At 41.0% G+C, this 14,869-nt stretch carries 29 protein-coding genes; all 29 read left to right on the top strand.

Annotated features, from left to right (window positions below; translation table 11 throughout):
• Positions 1 to 14 precede the first annotated feature (14 nt).
• Genes rpsJ through rplQ form a run of 29 tightly spaced genes read left to right on the top strand, consistent with a single transcriptional unit; the run spans position 15 to position 14,660 of the window.
• Complete coding sequence (rpsJ, locus tag BG260_RS13460) at positions 15 to 326, top strand: 30S ribosomal protein S10 (protein WP_069133481.1); 312 nt, start codon at positions 15 to 17, stop codon at positions 324 to 326.
• A gap of 16 nt (positions 327 to 342) precedes the next feature.
• On the top strand, positions 343 to 984 hold the full coding sequence (gene rplC, locus BG260_RS13455; RefSeq protein WP_069133480.1) for a 50S ribosomal protein L3: 642 nt from the start codon (positions 343 to 345) through the stop codon (positions 982 to 984).
• Positions 984 to 1,634, top strand: coding sequence for a 50S ribosomal protein L4 (rplD, locus tag BG260_RS13450; protein WP_069133479.1), 651 nt, complete (start codon positions 984 to 986; stop codon positions 1,632 to 1,634). The genes rplC and rplD overlap by 1 nt, the downstream gene beginning before the upstream one ends.
• Positions 1,631 to 1,921, top strand: coding sequence for a 50S ribosomal protein L23 (gene rplW / locus BG260_RS13445; protein ID WP_069133478.1), 291 nt, complete (start codon positions 1,631 to 1,633; stop codon positions 1,919 to 1,921). Before rplD ends, rplW begins: the two co-directional genes overlap by 4 nt.
• A gap of 13 nt (positions 1,922 to 1,934) precedes the next feature.
• On the top strand, positions 1,935 to 2,768 hold the full coding sequence (gene rplB, locus BG260_RS13440; RefSeq protein WP_069133477.1) for a 50S ribosomal protein L2: 834 nt from the start codon (positions 1,935 to 1,937) through the stop codon (positions 2,766 to 2,768).
• A 5-nt stretch (positions 2,769 to 2,773) separates the two neighbouring features.
• Positions 2,774 to 3,043, top strand: coding sequence for a 30S ribosomal protein S19 (gene rpsS, locus BG260_RS13435; protein WP_069133476.1), 270 nt, complete (start codon positions 2,774 to 2,776; stop codon positions 3,041 to 3,043).
• A gap of 17 nt (positions 3,044 to 3,060) precedes the next feature.
• Positions 3,061 to 3,441, top strand: coding sequence for a 50S ribosomal protein L22 (gene rplV, locus BG260_RS13430; RefSeq protein WP_069133475.1), 381 nt, complete (start codon positions 3,061 to 3,063; stop codon positions 3,439 to 3,441).
• Positions 3,442 to 3,453: 12 nt separating this feature from the next.
• On the top strand, positions 3,454 to 4,194 hold the full coding sequence (gene rpsC / locus BG260_RS13425) for a 30S ribosomal protein S3 (RefSeq protein ID WP_069133474.1): 741 nt from the start codon (positions 3,454 to 3,456) through the stop codon (positions 4,192 to 4,194).
• A gap of 18 nt (positions 4,195 to 4,212) precedes the next feature.
• Complete coding sequence (gene rplP / locus BG260_RS13420) at positions 4,213 to 4,635, top strand: 50S ribosomal protein L16 (RefSeq protein ID WP_069133473.1); 423 nt, start codon at positions 4,213 to 4,215, stop codon at positions 4,633 to 4,635.
• Positions 4,636 to 4,652: 17 nt separating this feature from the next.
• A complete protein-coding gene (gene rpmC / locus BG260_RS13415) occupies positions 4,653 to 4,850 on the top strand; it encodes a 50S ribosomal protein L29 (RefSeq protein ID WP_069133472.1) in 198 nt (65 codons plus the stop codon).
• Between the two features lie 3 nt (positions 4,851 to 4,853).
• Positions 4,854 to 5,117, top strand: a complete 264-nt coding sequence (rpsQ, locus tag BG260_RS13410) for a 30S ribosomal protein S17 (protein WP_069133471.1) — start codon at positions 4,854 to 4,856, stop codon at positions 5,115 to 5,117.
• Positions 5,118 to 5,141: 24 nt separating this feature from the next.
• Positions 5,142 to 5,510: a 50S ribosomal protein L14 gene (gene rplN, locus BG260_RS13405; protein WP_069133470.1), complete on the top strand. Its 369-nt coding sequence runs from the start codon at positions 5,142 to 5,144 to the stop codon at positions 5,508 to 5,510.
• 13 nt (positions 5,511 to 5,523) lie between these two features.
• Complete coding sequence (gene rplX / locus BG260_RS13400; protein ID WP_069133469.1) at positions 5,524 to 5,877, top strand: 50S ribosomal protein L24; 354 nt, start codon at positions 5,524 to 5,526, stop codon at positions 5,875 to 5,877.
• A gap of 8 nt (positions 5,878 to 5,885) precedes the next feature.
• Positions 5,886 to 6,431: a 50S ribosomal protein L5 gene (gene rplE / locus BG260_RS13395; RefSeq protein WP_069133468.1), complete on the top strand. Its 546-nt coding sequence runs from the start codon at positions 5,886 to 5,888 to the stop codon at positions 6,429 to 6,431.
• A 25-nt stretch (positions 6,432 to 6,456) separates the two neighbouring features.
• The gene (gene rpsN, locus BG260_RS13390) at positions 6,457 to 6,726 is read left to right on the top strand and encodes a 30S ribosomal protein S14 (protein WP_069133467.1); all 270 of its coding nucleotides are present in this window, start codon (positions 6,457 to 6,459) and stop codon (positions 6,724 to 6,726) included.
• Between the two features lie 17 nt (positions 6,727 to 6,743).
• A complete protein-coding gene (gene rpsH / locus BG260_RS13385; RefSeq protein ID WP_069133466.1) occupies positions 6,744 to 7,139 on the top strand; it encodes a 30S ribosomal protein S8 in 396 nt (131 codons plus the stop codon).
• Positions 7,140 to 7,160: 21 nt separating this feature from the next.
• Entirely contained in the window at positions 7,161 to 7,715 is a 555-nt protein-coding gene (rplF, locus tag BG260_RS13380; RefSeq protein ID WP_069133465.1) for a 50S ribosomal protein L6, read from the top strand.
• A 20-nt stretch (positions 7,716 to 7,735) separates the two neighbouring features.
• A complete protein-coding gene (gene rplR / locus BG260_RS13375; RefSeq protein WP_069133464.1) occupies positions 7,736 to 8,104 on the top strand; it encodes a 50S ribosomal protein L18 in 369 nt (122 codons plus the stop codon).
• A gap of 13 nt (positions 8,105 to 8,117) precedes the next feature.
• Entirely contained in the window at positions 8,118 to 8,642 is a 525-nt protein-coding gene (gene rpsE / locus BG260_RS13370; RefSeq protein WP_069133463.1) for a 30S ribosomal protein S5, read from the top strand.
• Between the two features lie 27 nt (positions 8,643 to 8,669).
• Positions 8,670 to 9,122: a 50S ribosomal protein L15 gene (gene rplO, locus BG260_RS13365; protein ID WP_069133462.1), complete on the top strand. Its 453-nt coding sequence runs from the start codon at positions 8,670 to 8,672 to the stop codon at positions 9,120 to 9,122.
• A gap of 32 nt (positions 9,123 to 9,154) precedes the next feature.
• Entirely contained in the window at positions 9,155 to 10,462 is a 1,308-nt protein-coding gene (gene secY, locus BG260_RS13360; RefSeq protein WP_069133461.1) for a preprotein translocase subunit SecY, read from the top strand.
• A complete protein-coding gene (map, locus tag BG260_RS13355; protein WP_069133460.1) occupies positions 10,462 to 11,271 on the top strand; it encodes a type I methionyl aminopeptidase in 810 nt (269 codons plus the stop codon). The genes secY and map overlap by 1 nt, the downstream gene beginning before the upstream one ends.
• On the top strand, positions 11,264 to 11,482 hold the full coding sequence (gene infA / locus BG260_RS13350; RefSeq protein ID WP_069133459.1) for a translation initiation factor IF-1: 219 nt from the start codon (positions 11,264 to 11,266) through the stop codon (positions 11,480 to 11,482). Before map ends, infA begins: the two co-directional genes overlap by 8 nt.
• A gap of 12 nt (positions 11,483 to 11,494) precedes the next feature.
• Positions 11,495 to 11,611, top strand: a complete 117-nt coding sequence (gene rpmJ / locus BG260_RS13980) for a 50S ribosomal protein L36 (RefSeq protein ID WP_083750331.1) — start codon at positions 11,495 to 11,497, stop codon at positions 11,609 to 11,611.
• Positions 11,612 to 11,629: 18 nt separating this feature from the next.
• Complete coding sequence (rpsM, locus tag BG260_RS13345) at positions 11,630 to 12,007, top strand: 30S ribosomal protein S13 (RefSeq protein ID WP_069133458.1); 378 nt, start codon at positions 11,630 to 11,632, stop codon at positions 12,005 to 12,007.
• Between the two features lie 20 nt (positions 12,008 to 12,027).
• Complete coding sequence (gene rpsK / locus BG260_RS13340) at positions 12,028 to 12,441, top strand: 30S ribosomal protein S11 (protein WP_069133457.1); 414 nt, start codon at positions 12,028 to 12,030, stop codon at positions 12,439 to 12,441.
• 20 nt (positions 12,442 to 12,461) lie between these two features.
• Positions 12,462 to 13,067, top strand: a complete 606-nt coding sequence (gene rpsD / locus BG260_RS13335) for a 30S ribosomal protein S4 (protein ID WP_069133456.1) — start codon at positions 12,462 to 12,464, stop codon at positions 13,065 to 13,067.
• A gap of 28 nt (positions 13,068 to 13,095) precedes the next feature.
• Positions 13,096 to 14,073 carry a DNA-directed RNA polymerase subunit alpha gene (locus BG260_RS13330; RefSeq protein ID WP_069133455.1) on the top strand — a complete coding sequence of 326 codons (978 nt, stop codon included), beginning with the start codon at positions 13,096 to 13,098 and terminating at the stop codon, positions 14,071 to 14,073.
• 14 nt (positions 14,074 to 14,087) lie between these two features.
• Entirely contained in the window at positions 14,088 to 14,660 is a 573-nt protein-coding gene (gene rplQ, locus BG260_RS14560) for a 50S ribosomal protein L17 (protein ID WP_069133454.1), read from the top strand.
• Positions 14,661 to 14,869 lie beyond the last annotated feature (209 nt).

The following is a 14,869-nucleotide window of genomic DNA, read 5'->3' as shown; positions in this document are numbered from 1 at the left end:
AAAGGATTTTAACAGTGGCAACACAACAAAAAATCAGAATTAAATTAAAGTCGTACGATCATAACCTGATTGACAAATCAGCTGAAAAAATTATTCAGACTGTTAAATCAACAGGAGCAGTGGTGTCGGGTCCAATTCCATTACCGACCAACAAAAACATCATCACTGTAAACCGATCTGTTCACGTAAACAAAAAATCACGCGAACAGTTTGAGTATCGTTCACACAAACGGTTGATAGATATACTGTCAACCGGTTCACAAACCGTTGATGCCCTGATGAAGCTTGAGCTTCCTTCCGGCGTGGATGTAGAAATTAAAGTGTAAAAATTCCAAAAGTACCATGAGTGGTTTAATCGGAAAAAAAGTGGGAATGACAAGCATCTTTGATGAGCTTGGACGCAGTATTGCGGTGACAGTTATCGAAGTACCGGCTTGTACAATTACCCAAATTAAAACAGAAGAAAGTGACGGTTACAATGCCGTTCAGGTAGCTGCTTTTGACAGAAAAGCGAAAACAATTTCTAAAGCACTGAACGGACATTTTGATAAAGCCGGTTCCAACCCTAAAAAAGTGATAACTGAATTCAGGGATTATATTCCTGAAGGGTTTGAGGTTGGTGATGAACTGAATATTGAAGATGTATTTTCAATTGGTGATCACGTTGATGTGGCCGGAATTTCTAAAGGAACCGGATTCACAGGTGTTATTAAACGCCACAATTTCAGTGGTGTTGGAGACCAGACACACGGTCAGCACAACAGAGAAAGAGCACCTGGATCTATTGGTCAGGCGTCTGATCCTTCAAGAGTATTTAAAGGAATGAAGATGGCGGGCCGATCCGGAAACCAACGAACTAAAATTAAAAATCTCTCTGTAGCTAAAATTCTTCCTGAGTCTAATTTGCTTATGATCACCGGATCTATTCCGGGTTCTAAAGGAGGATACGTTGAGATTTATAATCAATCACAGGAAGTAGCCTGATGGAATTATCGATTTTAAAAACTGACGGAACGAGCAGTAGTAAAAAGGCTCAACTGAGTGATTCTATCTTTGCAATAGAGCCTAACGAGACTGTGCTTTATGAAGATGTACGCCGAATTTTGGCAAATGGCAGACAAGGTACTGCTAAAACCAAAGAGCGAGGTGAAGTTCGCGGCGGCGGTAAAAAAGCTTATAAGCAAAAGGGAACAGGTATGGCCCGTAGAGGATCCATACGATCTCCACTTTTGAAAGGCGGTGGAACAGTATTTGGTCCTAAACCACGTACTTATACAGTTAATCTTTCTAAAAAAGCGAAAAGATTAGCTCGTAAGTCTGCTTTGTCACTGAAGGTAAATGAAGAATCAATCCTGGTGGTTGAAGACTTCAGTTATGATGCGCCTAAAACAAAGCAGGTGGCTGAACTTTTAACCGCTCTTAAAGTTGACGGTAAGAAAGTTCTCCTTTTAACTCCTGATGCAGATCGTAACATTTTCATTTCTGCTAGAAATATTCCCGGAGTTAATGTACTGGAAGCAAATCAGCCATCAACTTACGACATCATGAAAGCTGATGTAGTTGTAGTGCAGGAGAGTGCGATCCCTGTATTAGAAAACAGCATTGAACCAAAAGTGGATGAGGAAGCAGCATGAGTGTATTAATTCAACCATTAATTACTGAAAAACTGACTCGACTCCAGGAAGAGCATCAGCAGTATGCTTTTGAAGTGGCAAGAAATGCAACAAAGCCACAGATCAGAAAAGCAGTTGAAGAGAAGTATCCTGAAGTAAAAGTGAAAAAAGTGAACACCATTATTGTTCCTTCCAAGCCTAAGGGGCGTTTCACCAAGAGTGGATTTGTAAGTGGAAGAAGCAAAGTTTGGAAAAAAGCGATTATTACGCTTAAGGAAGGCGAAATAGACTTTTTCAGCGAAATTTAAAGAATATTAGACAATGGCTACCAAGCAAATAAAACCGACAACACCAGGACAGCGCCATCGTATTGCACCGGTTTTTGACGATGTAACTACGAATCGTCCGCAAAAGTCTCTTACCAAAGGGGCTGGTAAATCCGGCGGTAGAAATAACCGAGGACGAATGACATCCCGGCGACGAGGCGGAGGTCATAAGCGTAAGTACCGTGCGATCGATTTTCATCGTAATAAATTTGATATACCGGCTAAGGTTCAAACGATTGAGTATGATCCGAACAGAACAGCGCGTATTGCTCTCCTGGCTTATGCAGATGGTGAGAAACGATACATTATTGCACCCAATAAATTGAGTGTTGGCGATACTGTTATAAGCAGTGAAACAGCTGCTCCTGAGACCGGTAATGCAATGCCGTTGAAAAACATGCCTCTGGGTACGATTGTTCATAATGTTGAAATGATCCCCGGAAAAGGTGGCCAGCTTTGCAGAAGTGCCGGAACGAGTGCACAACTTGTTGCTAAAACTGAGAAGTATGCAACCGTTAAATTGCCATCAGGTGAAGTGAGAATGGTATTAGCCGGGTGTTTTGCAACAGTGGGTGTTACAAGTAATACAGATCACTTCAACACCAAGAAGGGTAAAGCCGGAAGAAACAGATGGCTTGGCCGACGACCTAAAGTTCGTGGTGTTGCTATGAACCCTGTTGATCACCCAATGGGCGGTGGTGAAGGTAAAGCTTCAGGAGGCCACCCGAGATCACCATGGGGTCAGTCCGCAAAAGGTAAAAAGACAAGAAAACCGAAAAAGTTATCGTCTAAGTTTATCGTTAGACGTCGAAAAACTAAAAAAGCTTAATAAGTATGCCACGTTCGCTAAAAAAAGGGCCTTTCGTTCATTACAAGCTTCAGCGTAAAATTGATGCTGTGAATGAAAGCGGCAAAAAGAAAGTAATCAAAACCTGGTCCAGAAGTTCGATGGTAACACCGGATTTTGTTGGCTTGACGATCGCTGTACACAATGGAAAGCAGTTTATTCCGGTGTACATTACTGAAAATATGGTTGGACATAAACTCGGTGAATTTGCACCGACCAGAACGTTCCGTGGCCATCCACTTAAAAAGGCTAAATAATTAAAAGAGACTGATTGATGGAAACGCCAGTATTTGAAGCAAAAGCAGTACAAAAGCATCTGAGAAAGTCTCCGCGTAAAGTGAGACTGGTTGCTAACTTTGTCAGAGGAGAGCGTGTGGATAAAGCACTTACAAAGCTCGACTATGATACAAAGTCTGCATCAACAGATGTTGCTAAAGTGATTAAGTCGGCTGCGGCAAACGTGCGCGATAAATTTCAGGAAGAGCGTTTAGATAACGACCTTCTGTATATAAAAGAAATTTATGTAGATGAAGGAGTAACATTGAAGAGAATTCAGCCGGCTCCGATGGGACGTGCCCATAGAATTAACAAACGAAGCTGCCACATCACTGTGGTTGTATCGAAGCTTCAGGAAGAAACTGTAACAGAAGAATAAACGAGTAGAACATTGGGACAAAAAACCAATCCAACCGGACTAAGACTTGGAATTATACAAGGATGGGAATCCAACTGGTATTCTGAAGAGAATGAACCGGCCATGTTGCTGGAAGACCATAAACTTCGGGAATATCTTGCTACACGTCTGAGAAATGGCGGCCTATCCAATGTAGTCATTGAACGTACACCCAAGCGAATCCTTCTCACTTTAAACACATCACGCCCCGGTGTTATAATCGGTAAAGGTGGTGAGCAAATTGAACTGCTTCGTGAAGAGCTGAAAAAGATTACTAACAAGGAAGTTCAGATCAATGTAAGTGAAATTAAACGACCTGAACTGGATGCCAGCCTGGTAGCACAGAACATTGCTCAACAACTTCAGGCAAGAGTCTCATTCAGACGTGCGATGAAAACAGCAGTATCATCTGCGATGAGAATGGGTGCCAAAGGTATTAAGATTAAATGTTCCGGTAGATTGGGTGGAGCTGAAATGGCTCGTACTGAGCAGTATAAAGAAGGACGTGTTCCACTTCATACCCTGAGAGCTGAAATTGATTATTCAAATACTACTTCAAACACCATCTATGGTTCTATTGGAGTATCAGTTTGGATTTTTAAAGGTGAAATTATCGGTGATGTAGATTTAACACCGGGATCACAAAGCAAACAGGATGATGAACCGAAACGAAAACGTTCCGGTAAGTCTGGCGACAGACGATCCAGAAGATCGAAAAGACGCAGTAGAAATTAACCGTTTGAGTAAAGAACAATGTTAGAACCGAAAAGAGTACACAGAAGAAGAGTTCATCGTGATAAGCTCAAAGGGAATGCACAACGCGGGCATACTCTGGCTTTTGGAAGTTTTGGACTGAAAGCACTCGAGCCAAAGTTTATTACATCACGACAAATTGAAGCATGCCGGGTAACTATTGCAAGAACTCTGCAAAGAGACGGTAAAACATTTATCAGAATTTTTCCGGATCGCCCAATTACCAGAAAACCTGCTGAAACCCGAATGGGTAAAGGTAAAGGTACATTGGATCACTTTGTTGCAGTTGTTAAGCCGGGGAGAATTCTTTTTGAAATTGCCGGTGTAAGTGAAGAGAAAGCAAAAGAGGCTTTGCGTCGTGCTTCTAATAAACTGCCAATTAAAACGAAATTTATTAAGCGTCGTGATTACGACGGAGAATAATTGACAGAGGATATCTGATGAAAGCACACGAACTACGAGACTTAACAATGACGGAATTAGAGGCTAGGCTGAATGATGAAGTGGAAGCTCTGGAAAACTTCCGATTCAACAAAGCAATTGCCGGCCAAATTGAAAACCCGGCCAAGATTAAAACCACCAAACGGGAAATTGCCCGTCTGAAGACGATTATTAATGAAAAATTAGGTGCTGAATAAATTATGGCTGAAGCACAAAGATCTCAAAGAAGAACCAGAACCGGTCGAGTTGTAAGTGACCGAATGGAGAAGAGCATTACAGTTGCTGTAGATCGACAGATTAAACATCCTATCTACGGTAAGTTTATCACGAAAACCACAAAATATATGGCACATGATGAAAACAATGATGCCAAAGTGGGTGATACTGTTTTGATAATGTCAACTCGGCCTCTATCTAAGCGCAAAACATGGCGTTTGGTAGATATCGTAGAAAGAGCAAAATAACGTTCAATCTTGTAGGTAAAGCTCATGATTCAAACGCAAAGTGTATTAAACGTTGCCGACAATAGCGGCGCAAAAAAGGTTATGTGTATTAAGGTTCTTGGTGATTCAAGAAGACGTTATGCACGTATTGGAGATTTAATCTCATGCTCTGTAAAAACAGCGATACCCGGAGGTAATGTTAAGAAGGGAGACGTTGTTCAGGCAGTAGTAGTGAGAACTAAGAAAGAAATTCGTCGCCGTGATGGTAGTTATATCCGTTTTGATGAAAACGCGGCAGTAATTATTAACAAAGAAAAGGAACCGGTAGGAACTCGTATCTTCGGACCTGTAGCCAGAGAGCTTCGGGAAAGAAACTTTATGAGAATCGTATCACTGGCTCCGGAAGTACTTTAAAATCATATTTGTTATGCCACGTAAGTATAACACGCAGAAAAAATTACATGTTAAAAAAGGTGATACTGTTTTAGTTATTGCCGGAAATGACAAAGGAAAAAGAGGCCGTGTTCTCTTTGTATATCCTAAAACAGATAGAGTTCTGGTTGAAGGAATTAATATGAGGACACACCACGAAAAACCAACTCAGGAGAATCCGCAGGGCGGAAGAATGAAGCGTGAAGCTTCTATTCATCTCTCCAATGTGATGGTGATTGACCCAACCACGGATGAACCAACCAGAATTGGACGTAAAAGAATTGAAGAAGATGGTGGCGGACGTTGGGTGCGATATGCAAAAACCAGTGGCGAAATCATTGATAAATAAATAGTAGAATGGCTGAAGCAAGACTTTACACACAGTATAAAGAAGAGATCATGCCTAAACTCCGTGAAGAGTTTAAGTATGAGAATGTCATGGGTATTCCAAAATTACAGAAGATTGTAATTAATGTTGGAGCCGGTGATGCTATAAACGATGCCAAAATACTTGATGTGATCAGTGAAAATATTGCAACCATCACTGGTCAGGCTCCGGTAAAAACAAAGGCAAAGAAATCTATCTCTAACTTTAAGTTAAGAGAAGGTATGCCGATTGGATGCAAGGTTACCTTGCGAGGAAAAATTATGTTTGAATTTCTCGACAGGCTCATTAACCTGGCGCTGCCAAGAACCCGAGATTTTCAAGGAGTTCCTAATAAGAGTTTTGATGGCAGAGGTAACTACACAATGGGTATTAAAGAACATACCATTTTCCCTGAAATTGATGTTGATAAGGCGAAATTAGTACACGGTATGGATGTAACATTTGTAACATCAGCTGAAAGTGATGAAGAAGCATTTGCGCTTCTGAAGCACTTTGGAATGCCATTCAAAAAATAATTTAATATTAAGACAAGGTTCTATAATGGCTAAAAAATCCTGGATAGCGAGAAACGAAAAACGAAAACGAACTGTAGAAAAGTACGCCGAGAAAAGAAAGCAGCTGAAAGAAGCCGGCGACTACGAAGCCCTGCAAAAATTACCTCGAGACGCAAGTCCGACTAGAGTACGAAATCGCTGCTCTATCACCGGCCGATCAAGAGGTTATGTAGGTAAGTATGGAATTTCTAGAATTAAATTCCGTGAACTTGCCTTAAATGGTAAAATTCCCGGCGTTCGAAAAGCAAGTTGGTAAACTGGAGACTGTAAATTATGCAAAGCGACACTATATCAGACTTTTTAACACGCATTAGAAATGCACAGCGTGCCGGCCATAGACGCGTTGATATCCCTGCTTCAAAAATTAAGCGGGCGATGACTAAGATTCTCGTGGACAAAGGCTATGTAAATAAGTTCATCGATATTGAAGATGGAAAACAAGGCATTATTCGAATTTTCCTGAAATATGATGCTTACGGAAAGCCGGTTATCCGGGAAATGAAACGTGTATCCAAGCCGGGATTGAGAAAGTACTCTTCATCTGACAACATTCCTCGATCATATAACGGCCTTGGCGTTGTGATTGTCTCTACGTCAAGAGGAGTGATGACAGATAAAGAAGCACGTAAACTTAATGTAGGCGGAGAAATTCTCTGCACTGTTTACTAATTAAAGAATTAGAGAAAAGTTATGTCCAGAATAGGTAAGCAGCCGATTCCACTTTTAAAAAATGTAGAATTCTCTATTGATGCGGATAACATTGCTACCGTAAAAGGAGATAAGGGGACCGGTACACTGCGTATACATCCAGAAATTGAAATTGAAGTTTCCGACAGTGATATCGTTGTGAAGAGACAGAATGACTCAAAGGAGCAGAAGTCACTTCACGGTTTGTACCGTTCTTTGATTGAGAATATGGTAGTTGGTGTTACGGAAGGATATAAAAAAGAGTTAGAGATTATCGGTGTTGGTTACCGTGCAGCCTATTCAGGCGATGTGTTGGAGCTAAACCTGGGATATTCTCATCCGATTCATTTTGTGCCGCCCGAAGGTATTGATATTGAAGTGGATACAAAAAGGAAAAAAAATCCGATTGTAATTATCAGCGGAGTGAATAAAGAGCTGGTTGGACAGGTAGCAGCAAAAATACGTTCCCTGCGTAAGCCTGAGCCGTACAAAGGAAAAGGTATTCGATACGTAGATGAGTATGTACGTAGAAAAGCCGGTAAATCTGCAGCTAAGTAAATTTTAGAGATCTTTAGAAAATGAAAAAGAATAAGAAAAAGACCGAACGTAGAAATAAGATCCGCAGAAGAATCCGCTCTACCATCCGTGGAACTTCTGAAAGACCACGTTTGAGCATTTTTAAAAGTAATAAGCATGTTTATTTACAGCTTATTAACGATAGAGAAAATGCAACGCTGCTTTCTATGTCAACAAAGTCTGGTGCACTTGAAGACGAATTGAAAGATAAGTCAGGTGTTGATGCCGCTCATTTGGTAGGAAAAGCACTTGCCGAGGCAGCAAAAGAACAGGGAATAAATAAGGTAGTTTATGACAGAAGTGGATACAAATACCACGGAGTTGTGAAAGCTGCCGCTGATGGTGCCCGTGAAGGAGGATTAGACTTATAAATCATTTTTAATTATGCCTAAAGTAAGAAGAAAACATAATATTCCGGCTGCTAATTTAAACCTTGAAGAGAAATTGGTGCACATTAACCGTGTATCGAAAGTAGTAAAGGGTGGACGTCGGTTCAGTTTTAACGCAATTGTAGTAGTTGGTAATGGCGAAGGTGTTGTAGGTCACGGACTGGGTAAAGCAAACGAAGTATCAGATGCAATCCAGAAAGGTTTTGACAATGCTAAGAAAAACCTTATCAAAGTGCCGATTACCAAATCAGGAAGTATTCACCACCCTGTTGTAGGAAAGAAAGGAGCAGGAAAAGTGCTTCTTCGTCCGGCAGCTGAAGGTACCGGTGTAATTGCCGGTGGCCCGGTAAAATCTATCCTGGAGGTAGCAGGTTTTCATAATATCCTGTCTAAATCTTTGGGATCATCAAACCCGCACAACATGGTGAAAGCCGCATACGAAGCACTGCGTGAACTGACTGACCCTGTTGAAGTAGCTCAACGCAGAGGCGTGAGCGTAGGCAAAGTTTTTGAAGGATAATCATAGTTTTTTAATAAAGATCTTGTCATGAAATTACACAATCTAAAAGCTCCGGAGACAAACAAAAAGTCTCGCAAACGGGTAGGACGCGGACAAGGATCCGGAATAGGTGAACAGTCCGGAAGAGGGCATAACGGACAGAAGTCACGAAGTGGTAGTAAAGTAAAGGCCTGGTTTGAAGGTGGACAAATGCCTCTTCAACGACGAATTCCTAAGTTTGGATTTAAAAATCCATTCAGAACGGAATACCAAGCATTAAATGTGCAAAAAGTAGCTGACTTTATTGAGGCTGGAAGATTATCAGACTCCATCACTCTGGATGATATTGTAGCCCAGGGATTGGCCGATGATAAAGATCGAGTCAAACTTTTGGGGAATGGTGAGGTAAGCCAGAAAATCTCTATCGAAGTTCACGCTTGCAGCAAATCAGCAAAAGAAAAAGTTGAAGCAGCGGGCGGAGAAGTTAAAATTATCTCGTAAACAGCCACAATCACATCAGTTGAATATATCTAATGAGTTTAATAGAAAACTTTAGAAACATATTTAAAATCGAGGATCTCCGTGATCGTATTTTGTACGTAGTGGGGATTCTTATGGTGTATCGTATCGGTAGTTATGTTACGATGCCAGGAGTAGATGCAAGTTTATTAACTCAGGCACAAGGGGATGCGTCAAGCCTTTTGGGCTTATTTGATCTTTTTGTAGGAGGTGCTTTTTCCAGAGCAGGTGTATTTGCACTTGGAATTATGCCCTACATTACCGCTGCTATTATTATTCAGCTGATGGGAGCTGCCGTTCCTTATTTTCAAAAACTTCAGCGAGAAGGAGAAGAGGGACGTAGAAAGATAAACAGACTGACACGTTATGGAACTGTCGGAATTACTGCAGTTCAGGCAATTGGTTTTGCCATCAACCTGATGGCAACATCGCCTGAGGCTATTGTTGTTAGCAATGCAACATTCATTTTTACAGCGATTGTTGTACTAACCGCCGGAACCACATTTGTGATGTGGCTGGGTGAACGTATTACAGACCGTGGAATTGGTAATGGTATATCATTACTTATTATGATCGGAATTATTGCAGTTCTTCCGACTAACCTGATGAATGAAATTCAGACAACAAATAATGCGATAATTGTAATTATGGAGCTGGCAGGATTGGCCCTGGTAATTGCATCTTGTGTTCTTCTTACTCAGGGAACCCGTAAAATTCCGGTTCAGTATGCTAAAAGAGTTGTTGGTCGTAAAGTTTATGGCGGTACAACTCAGTATCTGCCGATAAGGGTAAATGCTGCAGGTGTGATGCCGATTATTTTTGCACAGTCTATCATGTTTATACCAAGTACTGTAGGTACATTTTTTCCTGAAAATGAAACTGTACAGTGGTTAACAGCCTGGTCAGCCGACTTTACCGGAATTACGTACTCAATCATCTTCTTTATTATCTGTGTGTTCTTCACATTCTTTTATACCGCGATTGCAGTAAATCCAAAGGAGATGGCAGATACAATGAAGCGTCAGGGTGGATTTATTCCGGGTGTGCGACCGGGTAAGCAGACGGTTGAGTTTATTGATAACATTTTGACAAAAATTACACTTCCGGGATCACTTTTCCTGTCGTTCGTAGCCATTATGCCTGCGATTGTGGCAAGAATGGGAGTTACACCCGGATTTGCTCTCTTCTATGGTGGAACTAGTTTGCTGATTATTGTTGGTGTTGCATTAGATACACTCCAACAAGTTGAAAGCCACCTGATGATGAGACATTACGATGGATTTATGAAATCAGGCAAGATTAAAGGAAGACGACGAGCCTGATGATTTTTCTGAAAAGTGAATCGGAAATTGAAAAACTACGGGAGGCAGCACAGTTGGTGTCAAGGACACTTGCAGAGGTTGCCAAAAAGATTGAACCCGGAGTTACTACCGGTGATCTTGACAGAATAGCAGAAGATTTTATAGTGAAAAATAATGCACGACCGGCTTTTAAGGGCTATGGGGGTAAGAAGAACCCATTTCCAGCCAGTTTGTGTATTTCTGTGAACGAAGAAGTTGTTCACGGTATTCCCGGAAAACGGAAGTTGAATGAAGGGGATATAGTTTCTGTTGATTGCGGTGTTGAAAAGAACGGTTACTTTGGCGATCACGCCTACACATTTGTTGTGGGAGATTGTGATGATCAAACAAAGAAACTTCTCAAGACAACACTCGAATCCCTTTATAAAGGGATTGAACAGGCAATTCACGGGAATAAAATTGGCGACATAGCTTCTGCAATACAGAAGCATAATGAAGCCAATGGGTTTGGTGTAGTGAGAGATTTGGTTGGGCATGGAATTGGAAAAAGCATGCACGAAGATCCATCAGTGCCAAACTTTGGAAAGCCCGGACGAGGAGAACGACTCCGAACGGGAATGACATTGGCAATTGAGCCGATGATTACAGAAGGATGCTGGAAGGTGAAAACCTTAGATGATGGCTGGACCATTGTAACAGCAGATCATTCACGAGCAGCTCATTTTGAGCATGACATTGTGGTAAGAGAAGGAAAAGCTGAAATTCTCAGTACTTTTGATTATATTGCTGAGATCACAAAAAATGAAATTCTAGAAACGCATTATGGCTAAACAAGAGCCGATAAAGCAAGACGGAAAAATTTTAGAAGCATTGCCAAATGCTCAATTTAAAGTTGAGCTCGATAATGGGCATGAAATCCTTGCTCATGTATCTGGCAAAATGAGAATGTACTACATCAAAATCTTACCGGGTGACAGAGTACAGGTTGAAATGTCTCCGTATGATTTGACGAAAGGAAGAATAACATATCGTTACAAGTAAAACAGGATTATTATGAAGACTAAATCCTCAGTAAAGAAAAGAAGTTCGGACGACAAGATAGTGCGGCGTAAAGGTCGTGTCTATGTAATTAACAAAAAGAATCCGCGACATAAGCAGCGGCAAGGTTAAAATTATTGGATTTGTTTTATGGCAAGAATCGCAGGTGTTGATTTACCGAAGCAGAAACGTGGTGTTATTGCACTGACGTACATTTTTGGTATCGGCAAAACTACAGCAAAAGAAATTTTGAACGAAGCGGGTATCGATCACGATACGAAAGTAATGGACTGGAATGATGACCAGGTTGCTGCGTTACGTTCAATTATTGATAACGACCTTAAGGTTGAGGGTGCTCTGCGCACAGAAATCAACGGAAATATCCGTCGATTGATTGAGACCGGAAGTTATCGAGGCGTAAGACATAGAAAAGGTTTGCCGGTTCGCGGACAACGTACACAAACAAATGCACGTACACGTAAAGGCAAGAGAAGAACTGTTGCCGGTAAAAAGAAAGCTCCTAAATAATCGTATAATTATTTAATCCAATGGCGAAAAGACAAAGAAAAGCTGCCGCTGAAAAATTAGCGCGAAAAAAGAAGAAAAAGCAGATTGCAGATCCTAATGGGATGGCATTTGTAAAGGCAACATTCAATAATGTTTTGGTTAGCGTTACTGACGCTAACGGTAATGTGTTGTCGTGGTCATCATCCGGAAAAGAAGGTTTTAAAGGATCTAGAAAAAATACTCCTTATGCAGCACAGTTAAGTGCAGAAACTGCAGCAAAGGCAGCATATGATATGGGGCTTCGAAAAGTAGAGGTTTTTGTGAAAGGTCCGGGCTCCGGCCGGGAAGCAGCCGTACGTGCACTGGCAACCAGTGGATTGGAAGTAACATCTATTAAAGATAGAACACCCATTCCGCACAATGGATGCCGCCCACCAAAAAGAAGAAGAGTTTAATAATAAAGATTAGTAAGTAAATGGCACGATACAGAGGTCCAAAACAGAAAGTTGCGCGTAGATTCCGAGAACCTATTTTCGGGCCAAGCAGCGCGTTGGAAAGAAAACCTTACGGTCCAGGTCAGCACGGACGAAGCCGTTATAGCAGAAAATCAGAGTATGCGATTCAGCTTGATGAGAAGCAAAAAGCTAAGTATACCTACGGTCTTCTCGAGAAGCAGTTCCGCAATTTATATGAGAAAGCTAATCGTCAAGAAGGTGTAACTGGTGAAGTGCTTTTACAGCTTCTCGAATCACGATTAGATAATGTCGTTTTCCGGCTTGGGTTTGCAAGAACCAGAAGACAAGCAAGGCAGCTGGTGTCTCATAAGCATATTGTTGTAAACGGACAGGTTGTTAATATTCCATCATACCAGGTAAAACCCGGAGATGTAATTACTATCCGGCCAAAATCGAGAGATTTGGATCTGATCGAGGAAACTCTTCAGAGTTACTCTACAAGCAGATACAAATGGCTTGAAACCGACAAGAAATCCAAGACAGGTAAATTCCTGAATGTGCCGGTCATGGAAGAGATTCCTGAAAATATCAACGTCCAGTTGATTATTGAGCTTTACTCGAAATAATTTTAAACAGTCTTTTAAAGATTCAGCTATGAACAGCTATAGTTTACAAATGCCAGAAGTACTTGAGGTAGAAAAAGAAACCGATACCTTTGGTACCTTTATCCTGCAGCCATTGGAGCGAGGGTTTGGTGTTACAATCGGTAATTCATTCAGACGTGTTCTGCTTTCATCTCTTCCCGGTCTGGCCATCACCGCTGTTAAGATTAACGGTGTGGATCACGAATACTCCAGTATAGACGGTGTGAAAGAGGATGTTTACGAAATAATTCTCAATCTTAAAGAGATTCGTTTTAAGCAAGTAGAGCAGAGTGGCGGTGTAATCACTCTTTCTAAGAAAGGTCCCGGCACATTTACAGGTAAAGACATTGACGATGCTACGGCTGATTTTGATGTGTTAAACCCTGATATGGTCGTTGCAACTCTCTCTGAAGATGTGGAACTGGATATTGAACTTAGAGTAGGGCGCGGACGCGGGTATGTTCCTGCTGAGGAGATGGCGTCAGATTATGAGGATGATGTAAACCTGATGCCGATAGATGCCATCTTTACCCCCATTAAATCTGTTCAATTTGACGTAGAAAACGTACGAGTAGGTCAGAGAACTGACTATGAAAAACTGGTACTAAACGTCACGACAGACGGTTCATTGAATGCAAAAGAGGCATTGACAATTTCCGGTAAGATTCTCAAAGAGCATATTGAGAAATTTATCACAGAGAAAATTGAAGAGCCGTTTACACAGGAAGAGGAAGAGGTAGATGCTGAGAAACAGCGCATAGCAAGTTTGTTGAAGACCAGCATTGAGGACCTTAATCTGAGCGTTCGTGCATATAACTGCTTGAAGTCAGCAAACATCAACACAATTGCTGAATTGGTATCAAGAGAAGAGCAAGATTTACTTAAGTTCAGAAACTTTGGTAAAAAATCTCTCTCGGAATTGGTAGAAGTAATTGAAGAAAAGAATCTGGAATTTGGAATGGATGTTTCCAAATATCTGGACAAATAATAGGATAACGAATCATGCGTCACCAAGTTAAAGGAAGAAAATTAGGAAGATCCACTCCTCACAGAAAGGCTACGCTACAGGCTTTGTCTGTTGCTTTGATTAAAGAGCAGCGTATACAGACTACTTTGCCAAAGGCAAAAGAGCTGAGGACATTTGTTGAGCCAATTATTACCAAGGCTAAAGAGGATACAAACCATACAAGAAGGCAAGTTTTCTCCAAGTTGAGAGACAAAAAAGCTGTTACTGAGCTTTTTGATAATATTATCCCTGCGGTTGGTGATCGGCCGGGTGGATATACCAGGGTTCTTAAGCTTGGCAGAAGATTAGGTGATTCGGCTCAGATGGCGGTTATAGAACTTGTCGATTTTAATGATGTAAAACCCGAATCTTCAGAGAAGAAGAAAAAGCGTACACGACGAGCTGGTAAGTCTAATAAGCCAACTCAAAATGAAGAGACTTCTAAAGACAAAAGTAAAGCTGAGGAGAAGAAAAAGTCTCAAAAAGCGGAAGTGAAGGGTGAAAATGTTGAAAAAAAAGTGGATTCCAAGAAAGAGGAAAAAGCTGATAAAACAACAGAAGAAAAATAAATTAATTGCGACTTAGCCTTGACTTCGGTCATAGTTACTTCGTATATTTAGATTCTATTGCGGATTTGAGGGTAACAAATCGTTGCCATTCGGATCCGCAATTTTTTTCCAAACATTTTTTGAAATAGATTTTCATTTTGTTTTAAAATCTCGTAAGTTTGGAATCTGTCGCAAAAGTGAAATACCTGGTTGGGATTTTGTGATTGGGG

It is taken from the genome of Rhodohalobacter halophilus, from assembly GCF_001715195.1.
Classification (GTDB): Bacteria; Bacteroidota; Rhodothermia; order Balneolales; family Balneolaceae; genus Rhodohalobacter; species Rhodohalobacter halophilus.
The sequence above is the reverse complement of the archived record's forward strand: the minus strand, read 5'-3'. Positions and strand labels throughout refer to the sequence as shown.